Below are 18,039 nucleotides of genomic sequence, written 5' to 3'. Positions count from 1 at the left end.
ATAAACCGCCTCAATCCTATTTCATTAATAAATGTAATTTTTGTAATAAACGTATTAAATCTGCTCCTTCAATTTCATCAAAATGCCCCAAAATGTCACGCAAGTAATTTTGACGCTTTTCAATTACTTCTTGAATGATACGTTCCCCTTCTGGCAGTAAGTGAATCCTTACAACTCGGCGGTCTTGTTCATCTCGCACACGCTGCACTAGTTCATTTTTCTCCATACGATCGACTAAATCTGTCGTTGTGCTAAATGCCAAATACATTTTTGTCGATAAATCACCAATCGTCATATCGCCAGACTCATGTAACCATTGTAGAGCTACAAATTGTGGAGGTGTAATAGTGTAATTACTTAATATTTCACGACCTTTTTGCTTTATTAAGTGTGAAATAAAACGTAATTCCTTTTCTAAATTAGCTATGGATTCAAAGCTATGTCTTTCGTTATCATTCATGTAACTAGTTCACTCCTCAAATACAATTCATAGTTCTATTTTGAAGTGTTTCTATAGAAATAGCAAGTCTACAATCCGTTTAGCTTTAACTCCTGTAGACGCAACAATTCAATTAATGCTTGAGTACGGCTTGATACACCTAGCTTTTGTATCGTATTCGAAATATGATTGCGCACCGTCTTTTCACTTATGGAAAGCTTTTCTGATATTTCTTTTGTTGAGTAGTCTTCAATTAATAGCTGAAATATTTCACGCTCTCGTTTTGTAAGTAGCAAGCGTGATTGTGAGCTACCCATATCGCAACAACCTCCTATTCTGTTCTTAGTAAAGTATGTGACTAGGCGGCTTGCGGTGAGGGCGTTTTCACTATTTCCCACGCAATAATTGCTTTTCTTGTTCTGTCCAAGGTGTCCCTTTTCCTGTTTGTCGACAAATTTGCACAATTGTACCTCGTCCAGTAAAAACAGGATGACCTTTGTCGTTTTTTGCTACATAGTGAATATCAATCGAGCTTGTACCTACCTTTGCAGTTTTCACGTAAATTTGTAACTCTTCATCAAAAAATACTTGTTGCAAATAATCACATTGCAAATCAGCGACAACAGGAATATTGTCTCCGTTTGTAGATGCCCATTCACTCATTAAACCAAGAGATTTAAAATATTCGATTCTAGCAAATTCAAAATAAGTAAACGGTACTGTATTGTTTAAATGGCCGTACATATCTGTTTCACTAAAACGAACTTTCACATCCACTGAAAACTGAAATTCCTCAACCCATTGTTGAACATCCTCTATATATGTTGCACGCAAAAAACCCACCCCTTAACAATAGTATGTATTCCTCTTCGGGAAATGAATACGTATTCATTATAGCACTGTAAAAGTAGAAATCGGTTAGAAAATAACAAAAATGCTATAAAAATCAAAAAAGCTAGCTTTCTCTAGAAGAGAAAACTAGCTCTAAGTTCAATATTAGTCTACCATATGGTCAGAACCAAAGAAGTTCTTGAACATTTGTACTGTTGCTGAACGGTTAAGTGCAGCAATAGAAGTAGTTAAAGGGATACCTTTTGGACATGCTGCTACACAGTTTTGTGAGTTACCGCAGTTAGCAAGTCCGCCATCTCCCATAATTGCAGCTAAACGCTCGTCCTTGTTCATTGCACCAGTTGGGTGTGTATTGAACAGACGAACTTGTGAAAGTGGAGCTGGACCAATGAAATCTGCTTTTTCAGAAACGTTTGGACATGCTTCCATACAAACACCACAAGTCATACATTTAGATAATTCATAAGCCCATTGACGTTTACGCTCTGGCATACGTGGACCCTCACCTAAATCATAAGTACCATCGATTGGAACCCATGCTTTCACTTTTTTCAGTGCATTGAACATGCGGCTACGATCAACCTGTAAGTCACGTACTACTGGGAAAGTTTTCATTGGCTCTAAACGAATTGGTTGTGTTAATTTATCTACTAATGCAGAACAAGATTGTTGAGGGCGACCGTTAATAACCATCGAACACGCACCACAAACTTCCTCTAAACAGTTCATATCCCAAGCTACTGGAGTAGTATTTTTACCATCTGCTGTTATAGGATACTTTTGAATATGCATTAAAGCAGAAATTACGTTCATACCTGGACGGTAAGGTACGCTGAATTTTTCCAAGCGAGTAGCGCCGTTTTCAGTATCTTGTCGTAAAATCTCAATTTCAACCATTTTACCAGTGTTTACTACTGCTTCCATGATTAGTTATCCCCTTTCGCAGAGTAGTCACGTTTACGTGGTGGGATTAGAGAAACGTCAACCTCTTGGTAAGAAATTTGAGGTTCACCAGTAGCTGGATCAAATTTCGCCATTGTAGTTTTTAAGAAGTTCTCATCATCACGGTTAGGGAAATCTGGTTTATAGTGCGCACCACGTGATTCATTACGTAATAAAGCACCTTTTGTCATAACTTTTGCAAGGTATAACATATTTTTCAACTGACGCGTAAAGTGAGCACCTTGGTTACTCCATTTTTGCGTATCATTAATGTTGATTTTTTCCCAACGTTCTTGAAGCTCAGTTAACTTCTCATACGTTTGTTCAAGGCGATCATTGTGACGTACTACAGTCATATTATCTGTCATCCACTCGCCAAGCTCTTTGTGTAATAAGTATGCGTTTTCAGTTCCATCCATGTTAAGGATAGCTTCCCACTTCGCTTTTTCTTCTTCTTCACGTGCAGTAAAGATAGACTCTGGAAGATCTTCCGCATGTTTTTTAAGATGTTTTACATAGTCCACTGCATTTGGACCTGCAACCATACCACCATAAATAGCAGAAAGTAATGAGTTTGCTCCTAGACGGTTCGCACCATGCTGAGAGTAATCACACTCACCAGCAGCAAAAAGACCAGGAATTTCAGTCATTTGGTTGTAATCTACCCATAAACCACCCATTGAATAGTGAACTGCTGGGAAGATTTTCATAGGTAATTTACGTGGGTCATCGCCTACGAATTTTTCGTAGATTTCGATAATACCACCTAGTTTAATATCAAGTTCATGTGGATCTTTATGAGAAAGGTCTAGGTATACCATGTTTTCGCCGTTAATACCAAGTTTTTGATTTACACATACATCGAAAATTTCACGAGTAGCGATATCACGTGGTACTAAGTTACCGTAAGCTGGGTATTTTTCTTCTAAGAAGTACCAAGGCTTACCGTCTTTATATGTCCATACACGTCCACCTTCACCACGAGCTGACTCTGACATTAGACGGTTTTTATCGTCGCCAGGAATAGCTGTAGGGTGAATTTGAATGAACTCTCCATTCGCGTATGATGCACCTTGTTGATAAACAATCGATGCCGCTGAACCAGTGTTAATAACAGAGTTTGTTGTTTTACCGAAGATAATACCAGGACCACCAGTTGCCATAATAACAGCATCCCCGCGGAATGATTTTATTTCTTCGCTACGTAAATCTTGCGCTACGATACCGCGGCAAACGCCCTCGTCATCGATAACTGTACCAAGGAACTCCCAGTGCTCGTATTTATTTACTAAACCAGCAACTTCGTGTGCACGAACTTGCTCATCTAATGCGTAAAGTAATTGTTGACCTGTAGTTGCACCAGCAAATGCTGTACGGTGCATTAACGTACCACCGAAACGACGGAAGTCAAGTAATCCTTCTGGCGTACGGTTGAACATTACCCCCATACGGTCAAGTAAATGGATGATGCCAGGTGCAGCGTCAGCCATCGCTTTTACAGGCGGTTGGTTCGCTAAGAAGTCCCCACCATAAACTGTATCGTCAAAGTGAATCCATGGAGAATCCCCTTCACCTTTTGTATTTACCGCGCCATTAATTCCGCCCTGCGCACAAACAGAGTGTGAGCGCTTCACTGGAACTAATGAGAATAATTCAACTTCAGTGCCTACTTCAGCAGCTTTAATCGTTGCCATTAAGCCGGCTAATCCACCACCAACAACGATGATTTTGCTTTTCGCCATGATTTCTTCTCACTCCTCTTTCTTCACTAGAAAACTTCTATTTCTATTTTAATAGAATAGTTTTGCTCAAATTAAACGAATGCTAAAATTGCTCCAACACCCATTACACTTAAAATAACGAAAATTATCATTGATACGTAAGTCGCAATCTTTTGTGATTTAGGTGATTGAGTAATACCCCAGCTTACTAAGAATGACCAAACACCATTCGCTAAGTGGAATGTTGCAGATAAGATACCTACAATATAGAATGCTAGCATCCACGGATTAGAAACGATTTCTTGGATCATATCGAAGTTAACTTCAGCACCAAACGCTTTTTGAACACGCGTTTGGAAAATATGCCAAGCAATGAATACAACTAGGAAGATACCTGTAAAGCGTTGTAAACTGAACATCCAGTTACGGAATGTACCGAAACGTTTCGTATTGTACGTTGCAGTAAATGCAACATAAATTCCGTAAAGTGCGTGGAATAATAATGGAATATAAATAATTACCCATTCCATAATCAACAATAGCGCATGTGGTACTAATCCCATAGCTCCTGTTGCATTGTTGTACGTCTCTTCACCACCTACAGCAGTGAAGTTTAAAGACAAGTGGAACACCAAGAACAGACCTACTGGAATGATTCCTAGTAGAGAATGTAAGCGGCGCCATAAAAACTCACGATCTTTCGACAAGACTGTTACCCCCCTTAGTACTTAAAATCCGAAGTCAAGAACGTCACGAATTTGTAAACGTTTCACATTGACTGCGCATTTCATCATGGTACAATATTATGACATGTCCATTGTACTCTCAACGCTATAGAGCGTCAAGGTTGCTTGCAAAATTTTGCGAATATAAAAAAAAGACTTTTTCGCTGGTTTATACGATTTTTTCTCTAATAATATAGTTTTTTCATATTATTAATCTAATAAATAAGAAAATTTTAGAAAGAGGTTTTTTATTATGGAAGTCGATCAAATGAAAACGATTCCAACGTTTGGCTATGAAATTATCCGTGATTATATTTTATCTTCTATTCTTGGAAAACATGAAGAAGATGTTTTATATTGGGCAGGAAAAGAAATCGCTCGTAAATTCCCATTATTTTCAATGGATGAAGCTTCCGCATTTTTTCACGAAGCGGGCTGGGGTACTTTAACGTTAGAAAAAGAAACGAAAGATAGTCGTACTTACATACTAACTGGTGATATAGATGTATTAAAAATCGAAAGTCGCTGCTTTAGAATTGAAGCTGGTTTTCTTGCTGAACAGATGCAACACCAATTAGGTTTTTTAACAGAATGCTATGATGAAAAAAATATTAAAAATCAAACGGTAATATTCAATTTAAAATCCGATTTAAAAGAGCAAATCAAATAATCCCCGTTACTTCAACAAAAAACAAGGCATTAAGTGAAATCATTTCACAAATGCCTTGTTTTTTTGTTTTTTAAATCGGCTATATATAAACAAAAGTATGAGGATGCTATTGCTTTTGTTGCGCTTCATTTTGGAAATATTCGTTAATATTTTTCGCGGAGGTTCGCGGGATACCCGCTTCTATAAGGTCATCTATACTCGCCTCTCGAATTTTTTTCACCGAACCAAATGCCTTGAGTAGCTGCTGCTTACGTTTTGGTCCAACACCTTCAATATTATCAAGTACTGACTTAATTGCGTTCGTGCCATGCTGCTGACGTAGAAACGTAATAGCAAAACGGTGCACCTCATCTTGAATGCGTTGCAATAAATAAAAACCATCGCTCGTTCGCTTCATTTCTATTGGTTCAGGTGGTTCACCGAATAATAATTGTGATGTATTATGTTTATCGTCCTTGGCTAATCCAGCAATTGGAATGTATAACCCCAGCTCATCCTCTATCACTTCACGTGCAACTTCCATTTGCCCCTTTCCACCATCAATAATAATAAGATCAGGAAGTGGCAAATTTTCTTTTAATACACGTGTATAGCGGCGACGAATAACTTCCTGCATTGCACCGTAATCGTCATGTTTCCCAGCCTCACGTAATTTGTATTTTCGATATTCTTTTTTCGCCGGTTTACCATCAATAAACACAACCATTGCAGACACCGCGTCCGCCCCGTGCATATGGCTATTATCAAAAGCTTCTATACGAAGTGGTGGACTGATTCCTATCGCTTCACCAAGTGCCTCACATGCACCGACTGTCCGTACTTCTTGCCGCTCAATTAGCTGGAATTTTTCGTGAATTGCAATTTGAGCATTTTTCATTGCCATATCGACTAACTCTTTTTTCGAGCCGCGCTTCGGAATAATGACTTTTACATCAAGCAATTTTTCAAGTAGTGTTTCATCAATTGATGCAGGTATGAAAATTTCTTTCGGTTTAATATGTTGTGGCGTAGCGTAAAAACGCCCAACAAACGTTAAAAATTCCTCATCCGGATCACGGTAAATTGGAAATATCGATACATCGCGTTCAATTAGTTTTCCTTGCCGTACAAAAAATACTTGAACGCACATCCAACCTTTTTCAACAGCAAAACCAAAAACGTCCCGATTCGACAAATCCCCCGTAACTATTTTTTGTTTTTGCATCACTGTTTCAATATGTGCAATTTGATCCCGAAATTCCTTCGCTCGTTCAAATTGTAAATTTTCGGCTGCCTCTAGCATTTTTACTTCAAGGTCCTTTTTTACATCTTCATAGCCACCGTTTAAAAACTTTATTATTTCCTCGATCATTTCATCGTAAACCTTTTGCTCTATCTCTTTCACACATGGTGCTAAGCATTGTCCTAAATGATAGTACAGGCATACTTGACTAGGAAGCTGTGCACATTTTCTAAGCGGGTAGATACGATCCAATAATTTACGTGTTTCATTCGCTGCATAGGCGTTTGGGTACGGACCAAAATATTTGGCCTTATCTTTTTTCACTTTACGAGTAGTTAAAATACGTGGATACTTTTCATTCGTAATTTTTATATATGGATACGTTTTATCATCCGTTAACATAATATTGTATTTCGGATCATGTAGTTTAATTAAGTTCAATTCTAAAATTAGTGCTTCTAAATCGGAGCTCGTAACGATATATTCAAAATCCTCAATTTCACTTACTAAGCGCTGCGTTTTCCCATTATGCGTGCCATTAAAATAAGAGCGCACACGATTTTTTAATATTTTGGCCTTACCAACATAAATAATCGTGCCTTGGCGGTCTTTCATTAAATAACAGCCCGGTTCATCTGGTAAAATGGCTAATTTATTTTGAATGATTTCATTCATCATTGATCACCTAAATTTTTGTCATATACGTCAATTTTATCTGAAAAGAAGGTAAATAAAAAGCCGTGTGTATAATTAAATACACACGGCCATTCAATACATTATTTGTTTGAGTTGATGAAGTCAATTAACGCTTCTTTTGGTTGGAAGCCAGCAGTTTTTGCTTTTAATTCACCATCTACGAATAATAATAATGAAGGAATTGACATGATTTGATATTCCGCTGCAGTACCTTGGTTGTTATCTACATCTACTTTTACGATTTTCACGTCATTACCGATTTCCGCATCCACTTCTTCAAGAACTGGAGCGATCATTTTACAAGGACCACACCATGCTGCCCAGAAGTCTACAAGAACTACGCCTTGTGCGATTTCTTGTGCAAAAGTTTGATCTGTACCGTGTACAATTGCCATATTATATAGCCTCCTTAAACTAACATCTGTTTGTAGTATAACATGATTTACCAAAGAAAAAACATTTATATGCTTGCGTTGAATTTTTCTCAATTAGTGTACATAAAAACTAAAATGTACTCCACTTTCCTAATATAATATTAGATTCGTTCTCTAATAAGTGGCGAAGGTCACTACCCTTTCTTTGTAAAAAGGAGAATTTCTTGTAAATCATAGTTTGTTTATAAAATTTTATTGTAGCGTGTTTCTAACGTTGTCAGTTATTTATATAATTTACTAATATATCAACCTTACATATTAAGTTATTTATCTTTAAAAATTTTTCATGAATAAAACGGGGTTTTATCAAGCGATTCTATAAGACTTACTTATAAAAGCGTATTTACGACTGGTCAAGATAATGTGTTCGTGCGCTCACTATGATTGCAATTTACACGAAATTAACAGAGTCCATAAAAAATAGCCGCCTCTAAAAGAGACGGCTAAATAATTATGCATTTACTTTTAACGCTTTGAATTCTTCGATTAAAAGCGGGATGACTTCAAATAAATCGCCAACGATACCGTAGTCCGCTACTTTGAAAATATTCGCTTCTGGGTCTTTGTTAATCGCAACGATTACTTTCGAGTTCGACATACCAGCTAAATGCTGAATGGCACCTGAAATACCAGCAGCGATATATAAATCAGGAGTTACAACTTTACCAGTTTGACCGATTTGTAATGAGTAATCACAGTAATCTGCATCACAAGCACCACGAGAAGCACCTACTGCTCCACCTAGTACATTAGCAAGCTCTTTTAATGGCGCAAATCCTTCTTCTGATTTTACACCACGTCCTCCTGCAACAACTACCTTCGCTTCTGACAGGTCTACACCTGCTGTTGATTTACGTACTACTTCTTTAATAATCGTACGTAAGTTTGTAATATCAACAGAAATTGCTGCTACACTTCCAGTACGACTTTCATCTTTTACAAGTGGCGCAATATTGTTTGGACGGATAGTTACGAATACTATACCGTCTTTCACTTTTACTTTTTCAAACGCTTTACCTGAATATATTGGGCGAATAAACAGCGCAGTATCTCCTGCTCCTTCAATTTCAGTTACGTCTGAAATTAAGCCAGACTGTAATTTAGAAGCAATTTTTGGTGATAAGTCTTTCCCAAGCGCTGTATGTCCAAAGACGATCGCTTCTGGATTTTCTTGCTCAGCTATGGCCATAAATGCTTGACCAAAGCCATCTGATGTATATGCTTTAAGATGTGGATGCTCAACTGTAACAACACGGTCTGCACCATATGCTACTAGCTCGCTCGCAACGCTAGCAATCCCATCTCCAATTAATACGCCTACTACTTCGCCACCATCAGCGATTTGTTTAGCTGCTGCAATTGCCTCGAATGATACGTTACGTAGGCTTCCTTCACGAACTTCACCTAATACTAACACTTTTTTTGACATGTCGATCCCTCCATTACCTATCTTCGTTAAATTAGATTACTTTTGCTTCTGAATGAAGTAAGTTTACTAACTCTTTTACTTGTGCTTGTAACTCACCTGCTAATACACGACCTGCAGCTTTTTGTGGTGGTAAATAGATTTCTACTGTTTCTATTTTTACTGCCACATCATCTTCGTCGATATTTAAATCATCAAGCTCAAGTTCAGCTAGCGGCTTTTTCTTTGCCTTCATAATCCCAGGTAAAGAAGGATAACGTGGCTCGTTTAAGCCTTGCTGTGCTGTTACTAGAAGTGGTAATGAAGTTTCCAGCACTTCTGAATCTCCTTCGATGTCACGTACGATTTTCACATTAGTGCCTTCGATTTCAAGGCTCGTAATTGTCGTTACGTAGTTGATGCCTAGTAAGTCTGCTAAACGAGGACCTACTTGACCAGAACCGCCATCGATTGCAACGTTTCCAGCTAAAATTAAATCTGCTTCTTTATCTTTTAAGTATTCAGCTAAAATGTAAGCTGATGAATATTGATCTAGTTCATCTAAATCGTCTTCTGTATTAATTAATACGGCCTCATCTGCGCCCATCGCAAGAGCTGTACGGAGTTGCTTTTCTGCATCTTCTCCACCGATTGTGACAACCGTAACTTTACCGCCTAGTGCATCACGTTTTTGAATTGCCTCTTCAATTGCATATTCGTCGTAAGGGTTGATGATGAATTCAGCACCGTCTTCTTGAATTTTGCCACCTGCTACGACAATTTTTTCTTCTGTGTCAAATGTACGCTTTACTAATACAAAAATATTCATTATACAGACCTCCTGAAGCTATTATTTATTTACCATTAAAGACTGGATCACGTTTTTCGATAAATGCTTGAATTCCTTCTTTTGCATCTTCTGATACGAATACCGTACCAAAACTTTCTGCTTCTGCTGCTACTCCTTCAAAGAATGAAGCAGGCTTTGAATATTGCAGCATTTGAATTGCTGCTTTAAGCGCAACTGGACTTTTTTTCGCTATTTTCTTCGCTATTTCTAGCGTTTTTGGAAGTAGTTCTTCATCTGAAAATGCTTTATTTGCTAGCCCCCACTGTACGGCTTCTGTACCCGAAATTGGGTCAGAAGTAAACATCATTTCAGCCGCTTTCGCCATACCAACATAACGAGGTAATCGTTGTGTACCAGCAAAGCCAGGGATTAAACCTAGCTGTAATTCAGGCAAGCCTAGTTTTGCATTTTCAGTAACGAAACGCATATGGCAACCCATTGCAAGCTCCAAACCACCACCAAGTGCTGCACCGTGTATCGCAGCAATAATTGGTTTTGGAAACGTTTCTAATCGTTCGAAAACTACTTGACCGTTTTGTGCAAGTTTAGTAAACTCTGCACCTGTAGATACTGCTGTAAATTCTTTTATATCTGCACCCGCTGAGAAAAATCGACCTTCTCCGTGCAAAACAATTACGCGAACAGAGTCATCATGTTCAACCGCATCAAGTATTTCATTCACCTCGGCAATCATGCCTCGTGATAATGCATTAGCTGGTGGTCTTTGTATAGTAACAACAGCTACTCCTTCATCAATTGTCCAACTTAGAAACTCCATTCTCCCACACCCCTTTTTAAGCTTTTAAACCATTCAGTAGCAACTGTTGCACTTTTGGCGCTTGTTCCAGTAAATCATATCGATAATCGTTCATAACCCATGACGTAGTAATTTCGTCAATTGCACCAAATACCATTTGACGTGCTACGCGAACGTCCATCGTGCTATTGAACTCTCCAGAGACCATGCCTTCAATTAAAATTTCGTCAAGTAGTTTTAAATATTCTTTTAGAATAGAATTAATTTTCAATCTTATTTCTTTATTCGATTGACGTAATTCTAATTGAGTTACAGTTGCTAGATGGCGATCGCTAGATAATACTTTAAAATGGTTTTCAATCATTCGGCAAAGTTTATCCGAAGAAGAATCCCCACTTTTAATTATATCTTGTAAATTCTCTACGAAAACCCCCATTTTTTCCTGAAATACAGAAATAAGGATATCTTCCTTGTTTTTAAAGTAAAGATAAATAGTTCCGTCCGCTACGCCTGCTTGCTTTGCAATTTTAGATACTTGCGCTTGATGATAGCCGTTCTCTGCAATTGCTATTACTGCCGCATCAATAATTTGTTTATACTTGGGTTTATTTCGTTTCAAGTTGTTCACCACCAAAAAAATATGAAAACATGAATGACCATTCATTCATGTTTTCATATTATAATTTGTTCCACCTTCTGTCAATAGTTGGCTCTTGATTTATTTCGCTTGTTGCTTTTCCATTTTTTGCTTATCCTCTTCAATTAATGTTCTACGCAAAATTTTACCAACCGCTGTTTTCGGAAGCTCTTTACGGAATTCATAATGACGAGGTACTTTATATGCTGCTAATTGTTTACGGCAAAATACATTTAAGTCATCTTCTTTTACTGAACGTCCTTCTTTTAATACGATATAGGCCTTTACTGTTTCTCCGCGATACGGATCCGGAATACCTGCAACAACACACTCTTGAATTGCTTCATGCTCATATAAAACTTCTTCTATTTCACGCGGATAAATATTAAACCCACCTGCAATAATCATATCTTTTTTGCGGTCTACTACATAGAAATAGCCGTTTTCATCCATGTAACCTAAATCCCCAGTTAAAAACCAACCATCATTAAATGTCATTGCAGTATCTTCAGGGCGTTTCCAGTAGCCTTTCATTACTTGTGGCCCTTTAATGGCGATTTCGCCGATTTCCCCCGGTGGTAAAGCTTCTGATTCGCCCGAACGTAAAATAATAGCGTCTGTATCTGGCCACGGAACACCAATAGAGCCGGAGACACGTTCATCCCAAATAAAGTTTACATGCGTAACTGGTGAAGTTTCCGTTAAACCATATCCCTCAACAAGCTTCCCACCTGTAATTGCTTCAAATTTCTCTTGGACTTCTACTGGTAAAGGTGCGGACCCACTTAAACATGCTTTTATTGATGATAAGTCATATTTACCGAGGTCTGGATGATTTAATAAAGCAATATACATCGTCGGAGCCCCTGGGAATAGTGTTGGCTTTTGCTTATCAATTGTTTTTAATGCTTGTTCAGCATCAAATTTCGGCAGTAGTATCATTTTACTTTTCTTCATCACAGATAAAACTAAAACGGTTGTCATACCGTATACATGGAAAAATGGCAGTATACCTAAAATCGATTCTTGCCCATCGACACACCGGTACATCCATGCATCACACATCATTGTGTTGGCAACTAAGTTTTTATGCGTTAACATAACTCCTTTTGGGTAGCCAGTTGTACCACCCGTATATTGAAGCAAAGCAACATCGTCTTCAAAATCAAACGGTAACTCTATCTCTTTTAATGGCGCTGATCTAATAATTTCAGTGAATAAATGATTCATGCCACTATGCTCTACTTTTACACTAAAGCCATACTGCTTCTTTTGAACAAACGGATATAATAAATTTTTTGGAAAAGGTAAATAATCTTTAATGCCCGATACAATAACATTTTCAATCTGAGTTTCTTTTAATATTTTCATAACGCGTGGATATAAAATATCCATTACTAAAATAACTTTGGCACCTGAATCTGCCATTTGATATTGCAATTCGCGCTCCGTATATAGTGGATTCGTTTGTACAACTATTCCCCCAGCATACATCGTACCATAATATGCAATAACTGATTGTGGACAGTTTGGAAGCATAATTGCAACACGATCGCCTTTCTCCACCCCTAGAGATCGTATATAGTTTGCAAATTTGAGCGCAGATTCATAAACTTCTTTGTACGTTAGATCTTTCCCCATAAAATGAATACACACTTTATCCGGATACTCTTTATACGCATCCGTTAAAAATTGTTGCACTGGAATTCTAGGTAAATCGATTGTGTGCGGAATCTCCTTTGGATACTTTGATAACCAAACTTTTTCTGTCATATTAATCTCCCCCTCGCTTTAAATTAACAAATATTCTGATTATTTTTTATTATAATAAAAAAAGAATGTGTTTACAAATGATTTATTGTTATTATTTTCAAAATTCGCTCGAATATACTTCATTTCTCTATTTAATGTTATCGAATGAATAATGATTCACTCTATAAAGCCTATGATTTATTTTATAAATATACTTTCTTTCCAAATAAAAAAAGAGCAAGACCATTTTCATGATCTTGCCCAATAATTAACTTGTTGTTAAATAATAAATGCCCACTGCAATAAAAACAACGCAAACAACAATCAAAACTTTCGCTAATTTTTCCATATTTTGCACTCCTACAATATACTTGCACCGATGACAAACGATAAACCTACTGAAATTGTGAAGGAAATAAGGCCTACAGAGCGATTATCCATTGCTATTTCTTCATCTACATTAAAGCTAGGTGTTAAAAACTCAAATAAAAAGTAAGCGAAAATTAATAATGCAAAGCCGAATAATCCCCAGCTGAGCATTTCAACTAATGTCGTATGACGCTCAATTGAATACCGGAAAATATTACATACTCCGAGAATTTTCCCGCCTGTAGCAAGAGCTACTGCAACATTTCCTTTTTTAATTTCCTCCCAGTTTTTATATTTCGTTACAATTTCAAACAACACCATAGATACAACAAGACATAAAACAACAACACTAAAATATCCGGCTGTTTCAACTAATGGATGTCGCCAAAAAGTAGAGGCTAGCATATGCTCATCTCCTTTTTCCTTATTTCAATTCTACAACAGTTACGCCAAACCCACCTTCTCCTGCTTCTCCATAGCGGAAGGACTTCACACGTTTATGGCCTTTTAAATAACTTTGAATACCTTGACGTAATGCGCCCGTTCCTTTTCCATGAATAATTGATACACGCGGATAGTTTGCCAGTAGCGCATCATCTAAATATTTTTCTGTACGGATTAATGCGTCCTCGTAACGTTCACCACGTAGATCTAACTCTAGTTTTACATGACTATTGCGATTTTTTACATTTGTCATTGTTCGCGTTTGCTGTTCTTTTTCAGGCTTCACATATTCTAAATCCGCTTCTTCAAGCTTCATTTTTAAAATACCGATTTGTACAACCCATTCTTTATCTGAAACTTTTTCAAGTAACATTCCTTTTTGACCATAGCTTAACACTTTAACTTCGTCACCAACTGTTAAATTTTGAGCACGTTCTCTTTGCGCTACTGCTTTTTGCAACACTTTATTTTCTTTTGGAGCAGCTTCATCTAAACGTTTTTTCGCATCGATTAACTCATGCTCTTTGACGATTTTACTTGCATTTTTGCGCATTTCACGAAGCTCTTCAATAATTGTTTCAGCCTCACGTTTTGCTTCATCAATTATTTTTCGAGCTTTATCTTTCGCTTTTTTCTCTAAGCTTTCTTTTTTCTCATCATATGTGCGTATACGCTCTTCTAGCTGTTCATGTAAATACTGCGCTTCTTCGAGCAATGCATGCGCCTCATCTGCTTCACGCTCTGAGCGAACGCGGCTTTCTTCTAGTGATGCAATCATCGATTCTACTTCATGGCGATCTGTACCAGTAAAGGATTTTGCTCTATCAATAATTCCAGCTTTTAAGCCTAGACGTTTGGAAATTTCAAAAGCATTAGAACGTCCAGGTACACCGATTAACAGGCGATACGTCGGACTTAAAGTTTCTACGTCAAACTCCACACTTGCATTTACAACGCTAGGACGGTTGTAGCCGTATGCTTTTAATTCTGGATAATGTGTTGTCGCCATTACGCGCGCACCGTAATCTACTACTTCATCTAAAATTGAAATCGCAAGGGCTGCTCCTTCTTGTGGGTCGGTTCCAGCACCTAGCTCATCAAATAGGACCAGTGATTTGTCGTCAAACTTACTTAAAATATCAACAATATTCACCATGTGGGAGGAGAATGTTGATAATGATTGCTCAATGGATTGCTCGTCCCCAATATCGGCGAAAACTTGCTCGAATACGGCAAGCTCTGAACCATCTAGTGCAGGTACAGGTAAACCAGACTGCGCCATAATTGTGCAAAGACCAACAGTTTTTAATGTGACAGTCTTACCACCCGTGTTCGGTCCAGTTATAACAATTGCTGTAATGTCACGCCCAAATTCAATCGTATTCGGCACTGCCTCTTCAATTGATAATAGTGGATGACGTGCACGAACTAAACGTGTAAAGCCTTCTTTATTCATCGTAGGCTTCGTACATTTATTCGCTTGACCGTACTTACCTTTCGCTAAAATCACATCAATTTCGCCAAGTAATTGTACTAGTACGAATAAGTCATGACCCACTTCTTCTACTTTTGCAGATAACGCGAGTAAAATTCTTTCAATTTCTGCTTGTTCTTTTACTTTTAAACGTTGTACTTCATTATTTGCTTGCACAACAGCATCTGGTTCAATAAATAATGTTTGACCGGATGAAGATTGGTCATGTACAATCCCGCCGTAATGCGAACGATATTCTTGCTTTACCGGAATAACAAAGCGGTCATTTCGAATCGTAATAATCGAATCAGATAGCATTTTCGATGCATTGCTACCGCGCGTTAAGCTTTCTAATTTTTGACGGACTTTTGCTTCCTCCGCCCGTAAAGATTGGCGAATAGAACGTAATGCTGAGCTTGCTGAATCAAGTACAGCACCATTTTCATCTATACAATCATTAATTTCATGCTGTAATGCGGTTAAAATCGGCATTTGCTCTTTTCGTTCAGCAAAATGAGGAATCTCAATCGCTCCCTCTGCCTCAATATCCTCTATAAAATTGCGTAAAATTCTGCTCGCACGAATTGTACTTGCAATTTCCATTAGCTCAACAGGTGACAACATCCCACCAATTTGCGCGCGTTTTGCATGTGGACGGACATCGAAAATTCCACCCATCGGTACATTGCCTTTGACACGTAAAATAGATAGTCCTTCATCCATTTCATCTAATAGCGCTACAACGGTCTCAAAATCTGTTTCGGGTATTAGCTCCTCAATAGCAGCCTTCCCAATAGAAGATGTACAAAAGCTTGCTACTTGCTCTCGTACTTTATCAAATTCTAGTGTTTTCAATGCTCTTTTTTCGATCATGAAAAACACCCCCTATATCTATTTATATTTGCGAATAAATGTCTCAAATTGTTCAACTGACCATGTGTTAACAATCAGTTCTTTTTTCAGCCAAGCTTTTTGTGCATAGCTTGTGCCAATTTCCATAAAACGAAGCTGGTCAATAGCATGAGCATCTGTATTTATAGCGATTGGCACATTTTTCTCCATCGCTAGCTGTAAGTGTTCAATGCATAAATCTAATCGATATGGATTAGCATTCAGTTCTAAAATTTTCCCATATTTCGCAGCCCACTCAATTAATTGCGGTACATCTGGATTATAACCACCTCGTTGACCTACGATGCGCCCTGTCGGATGGGCAATCATATGCACGTATGGATTCGTCACTGCTGAATATAGACGCGCCATAATTTTATCCTGTGATTGCGTAAAGCTTGAATGGATTGACGCGATAACAAAATCCAGTTCCTTCATGACATCATCCGAGAAATCTAGCGAAGCATCTGGTAATATATCCATTTCCGTCCCTCTAAATAATCGGAAATTCGGATGCTTTTCATTAAATGCGTATATTTCAAGTTTTTGTTTCTCTAAACGTTCTGGTGTTAAACCGTTTGCAACTTTTAAATATTGTGAATGATCCGTAATAACGCCATATTTATAGCCTTGTTCGATTAATGCTTCTCCCATTTCAGCTACAGAATGTGCACCGTCAGACCAAGTAGTATGCATATGCAAATCAGACACGATATCGCTTAATTTCACTAAATCATCTAGCTCATCTAAGCGCTCTAATTCCTTGCCGTTTTCGCGAACTGTTGGAGGTATAAATGGCAGATCAAAATGTGCAAAAAAATCTTGCTCCGTTTCAAAAGTTGCAATTGTACCATCCGGCTGCTCAACACCGTATTCACTAATTTTCTTACCTTGTGCTTTTGCCAGCTGACGCATACGGACATTATGATCTTTTGAACCAGTAAAGTGATGTAATGCTGTCGCATATTCACTCATTTTTACTAAGCGGAAATCGACACTAACCGGCTCCTCACGATCTAAAATAACCGAAATTTTCGTATCGCCTGCCGCTACAACTTCTAAAATAACGAGCTGTGATAAAATCGCTTCGCGTACTGCCTCATATGCATCTGTCGCGACGATAAAATCGATATCTTTACTCGTTTCACTTACACGGCGGAAGCTACCTGCAACCGAAAATTTCTGTACTTCAGATAAACTAGCTAATAATTCATTAATTTCAAAGACGACCGGCTCTAGTTGCCAAATTGGTAAACGCTCTGCACGAGAGCCAACATTCGCTAGCTCCTTTAAAATTTTCTCTGCTGTTTTCGCACCAAACCCCGCTAATGCTTGTACTTTTCCTGTTTCACATGCTTCTTGCAATGAGGCAGCATCAATAATATTAAGCTCTTGATAAAGCTTGGCTAACTTTTTCCCGCCAAGACCCGGAAGCTTCATTAATGGCACTAATCCTTTTGGAACAGTTTCTTCAAGCTCCTTTAACACACTTGACTCGCCTGTTTCTATTAATTCTAAAATAATAGTAGCTGTACCTTTTCCGATTCCTTTAATAGCCGTAATATCTTCTATTTCACTTAAACTACGCTCGTCTGTTTCTAGTGCAGCTGCTGCTTTACGAAATGCTGATACTTTAAATGGGTTTTCGCCTTTTAATTCTAGATACAACGCAATTTTTTCAAGCGTACGAATAATAATTTTTTTATTCATATTATCTCTCCTTAAAAAGGCTTCCCCCATTAGTCGAGAGAAGCCTTGT

The 18,039-nt window shown here is 37.9% G+C and carries 17 protein-coding genes; 1 reads left to right on the top strand and 16 read right to left on the bottom strand.

Going from position 1 to position 18,039, the window contains the following annotated elements; genetic code table 11:
* Positions 1–16: 16 nt before the first annotated feature.
* The 6 genes from AAFN87_RS01160 to AAFN87_RS01135 form a co-directional block, all read right to left on the bottom strand.
* Positions 17–460 (bottom strand): MarR family winged helix-turn-helix transcriptional regulator, encoded by a 444-nt coding sequence (locus tag AAFN87_RS01160; RefSeq protein ID WP_347789157.1) that lies wholly within the window; start codon positions 458–460, stop codon positions 17–19.
* Positions 461–528: 68 nt separating this feature from the next.
* On the bottom strand, positions 529–756 hold the full coding sequence (locus AAFN87_RS01155; protein WP_347789156.1) for a helix-turn-helix domain-containing protein: 228 nt from the start codon (positions 754–756) through the stop codon (positions 529–531).
* 70 nt (positions 757–826) lie between these two features.
* The gene (locus AAFN87_RS01150) at positions 827–1,273 is read right to left on the bottom strand and encodes an acyl-CoA thioesterase (RefSeq protein ID WP_347789155.1); all 447 of its coding nucleotides are present in this window, start codon (positions 1,271–1,273) and stop codon (positions 827–829) included.
* 162 nt (positions 1,274–1,435) lie between these two features.
* Entirely contained in the window at positions 1,436–2,215 is a 780-nt protein-coding gene (gene sdhB / locus AAFN87_RS01145) for a succinate dehydrogenase iron-sulfur subunit (protein ID WP_347789154.1), read from the bottom strand.
* Between the two features lie 2 nt (positions 2,216–2,217).
* The gene (gene sdhA, locus AAFN87_RS01140; protein WP_347789153.1) at positions 2,218–3,975 is read right to left on the bottom strand and encodes a succinate dehydrogenase flavoprotein subunit; all 1,758 of its coding nucleotides are present in this window, start codon (positions 3,973–3,975) and stop codon (positions 2,218–2,220) included.
* A gap of 71 nt (positions 3,976–4,046) precedes the next feature.
* Positions 4,047–4,661 (bottom strand): succinate dehydrogenase cytochrome b558 subunit, encoded by a 615-nt coding sequence (locus tag AAFN87_RS01135; RefSeq protein ID WP_347789152.1) that lies wholly within the window; start codon positions 4,659–4,661, stop codon positions 4,047–4,049.
* A 271-nt stretch (positions 4,662–4,932) separates the two neighbouring features.
* On the opposite strand from AAFN87_RS01135, the gene AAFN87_RS01130 reads away from it, so the two are divergent.
* On the top strand, positions 4,933–5,349 hold the full coding sequence (locus tag AAFN87_RS01130) for a YslB family protein (RefSeq protein WP_347789151.1): 417 nt from the start codon (positions 4,933–4,935) through the stop codon (positions 5,347–5,349).
* Between the two features lie 106 nt (positions 5,350–5,455).
* Here AAFN87_RS01130 and uvrC read toward each other — a convergent pair whose 3' ends face one another.
* From uvrC to polX, 10 genes are all read right to left on the bottom strand, one after another.
* Entirely contained in the window at positions 5,456–7,246 is a 1,791-nt protein-coding gene (gene uvrC / locus AAFN87_RS01125; protein ID WP_347789150.1) for an excinuclease ABC subunit UvrC, read from the bottom strand.
* A 101-nt stretch (positions 7,247–7,347) separates the two neighbouring features.
* Positions 7,348–7,662, bottom strand: coding sequence for a thioredoxin (trxA, locus tag AAFN87_RS01120; RefSeq protein ID WP_347789149.1), 315 nt, complete (start codon positions 7,660–7,662; stop codon positions 7,348–7,350).
* Between the two features lie 490 nt (positions 7,663–8,152).
* Positions 8,153–9,130 carry an electron transfer flavoprotein subunit alpha/FixB family protein gene (locus AAFN87_RS01115; protein ID WP_347789148.1) on the bottom strand — a complete coding sequence of 326 codons (978 nt, stop codon included), beginning with the start codon at positions 9,128–9,130 and terminating at the stop codon, positions 8,153–8,155.
* A gap of 31 nt (positions 9,131–9,161) precedes the next feature.
* Entirely contained in the window at positions 9,162–9,935 is a 774-nt protein-coding gene (locus AAFN87_RS01110) for an electron transfer flavoprotein subunit beta/FixA family protein (protein WP_347789147.1), read from the bottom strand.
* Between the two features lie 25 nt (positions 9,936–9,960).
* Positions 9,961–10,734 carry an enoyl-CoA hydratase gene (locus AAFN87_RS01105; protein WP_347789146.1) on the bottom strand — a complete coding sequence of 258 codons (774 nt, stop codon included), beginning with the start codon at positions 10,732–10,734 and terminating at the stop codon, positions 9,961–9,963.
* 16 nt (positions 10,735–10,750) lie between these two features.
* On the bottom strand, positions 10,751–11,332 hold the full coding sequence (locus AAFN87_RS01100; protein ID WP_347789145.1) for a TetR/AcrR family transcriptional regulator: 582 nt from the start codon (positions 11,330–11,332) through the stop codon (positions 10,751–10,753).
* A gap of 99 nt (positions 11,333–11,431) precedes the next feature.
* Complete coding sequence (locus AAFN87_RS01095) at positions 11,432–13,123, bottom strand: long-chain-fatty-acid--CoA ligase (protein ID WP_347789144.1); 1,692 nt, start codon at positions 13,121–13,123, stop codon at positions 11,432–11,434.
* 339 nt (positions 13,124–13,462) lie between these two features.
* A complete protein-coding gene (locus tag AAFN87_RS01090; protein WP_347789143.1) occupies positions 13,463–13,876 on the bottom strand; it encodes a DUF350 domain-containing protein in 414 nt (137 codons plus the stop codon).
* 19 nt (positions 13,877–13,895) lie between these two features.
* Positions 13,896–16,262: an endonuclease MutS2 gene (locus AAFN87_RS01085; RefSeq protein WP_347789142.1), complete on the bottom strand. Its 2,367-nt coding sequence runs from the start codon at positions 16,260–16,262 to the stop codon at positions 13,896–13,898.
* Positions 16,263–16,280: 18 nt separating this feature from the next.
* Positions 16,281–17,990 carry a DNA polymerase/3'-5' exonuclease PolX gene (gene polX / locus AAFN87_RS01080; RefSeq protein ID WP_347789141.1) on the bottom strand — a complete coding sequence of 570 codons (1,710 nt, stop codon included), beginning with the start codon at positions 17,988–17,990 and terminating at the stop codon, positions 16,281–16,283.
* Between the last annotated feature and the right edge of the window lie 49 nt (positions 17,991–18,039).

Source organism: Solibacillus sp. CAU 1738 (genome assembly GCF_039888725.1).
Classification (GTDB): Bacteria; Bacillota; Bacilli; order Bacillales_A; family Planococcaceae; genus Metasolibacillus.
The sequence above is the reverse complement of the archived record's forward strand: the minus strand, read 5'-3'. Positions and strand labels throughout refer to the sequence as shown.

Coding starts and splice junctions, on each gene's coding strand:
- polX (WP_347789141.1), bottom strand. CDS start 17,990: ATGAATAAAAAAATTATTATTCGTACGCTTGAAAAAATTGCGTTGTAT.
- AAFN87_RS01095 (WP_347789144.1), bottom strand. CDS start 13,123: ATGACAGAAAAAGTTTGGTTATCAAAGTATCCAAAGGAGATTCCGCAC.
- trxA (WP_347789149.1), bottom strand. CDS start 7,662: ATGGCAATTGTACACGGTACAGATCAAACTTTTGCACAAGAAATCGCA.
- AAFN87_RS01160 (WP_347789157.1), bottom strand. CDS start 460: ATGAATGATAACGAAAGACATAGCTTTGAATCCATAGCTAATTTAGAA.
- AAFN87_RS01105 (WP_347789146.1), bottom strand. CDS start 10,734: ATGGAGTTTCTAAGTTGGACAATTGATGAAGGAGTAGCTGTTGTTACT.
- AAFN87_RS01130 (WP_347789151.1), top strand. CDS start 4,933: ATGGAAGTCGATCAAATGAAAACGATTCCAACGTTTGGCTATGAAATT.
- sdhA (WP_347789153.1), bottom strand. CDS start 3,975: ATGGCGAAAAGCAAAATCATCGTTGTTGGTGGTGGATTAGCCGGCTTA.
- AAFN87_RS01090 (WP_347789143.1), bottom strand. CDS start 13,876: ATGCTAGCCTCTACTTTTTGGCGACATCCATTAGTTGAAACAGCCGGA.
- AAFN87_RS01110 (WP_347789147.1), bottom strand. CDS start 9,935: ATGAATATTTTTGTATTAGTAAAGCGTACATTTGACACAGAAGAAAAA.
- AAFN87_RS01115 (WP_347789148.1), bottom strand. CDS start 9,130: ATGTCAAAAAAAGTGTTAGTATTAGGTGAAGTTCGTGAAGGAAGCCTA.
- sdhB (WP_347789154.1), bottom strand. CDS start 2,215: ATGGAAGCAGTAGTAAACACTGGTAAAATGGTTGAAATTGAGATTTTA.
- AAFN87_RS01155 (WP_347789156.1), bottom strand. CDS start 756: ATGGGTAGCTCACAATCACGCTTGCTACTTACAAAACGAGAGCGTGAA.
- uvrC (WP_347789150.1), bottom strand. CDS start 7,246: ATGAATGAAATCATTCAAAATAAATTAGCCATTTTACCAGATGAACCG.
- AAFN87_RS01085 (WP_347789142.1), bottom strand. CDS start 16,262: ATGATCGAAAAAAGAGCATTGAAAACACTAGAATTTGATAAAGTACGA.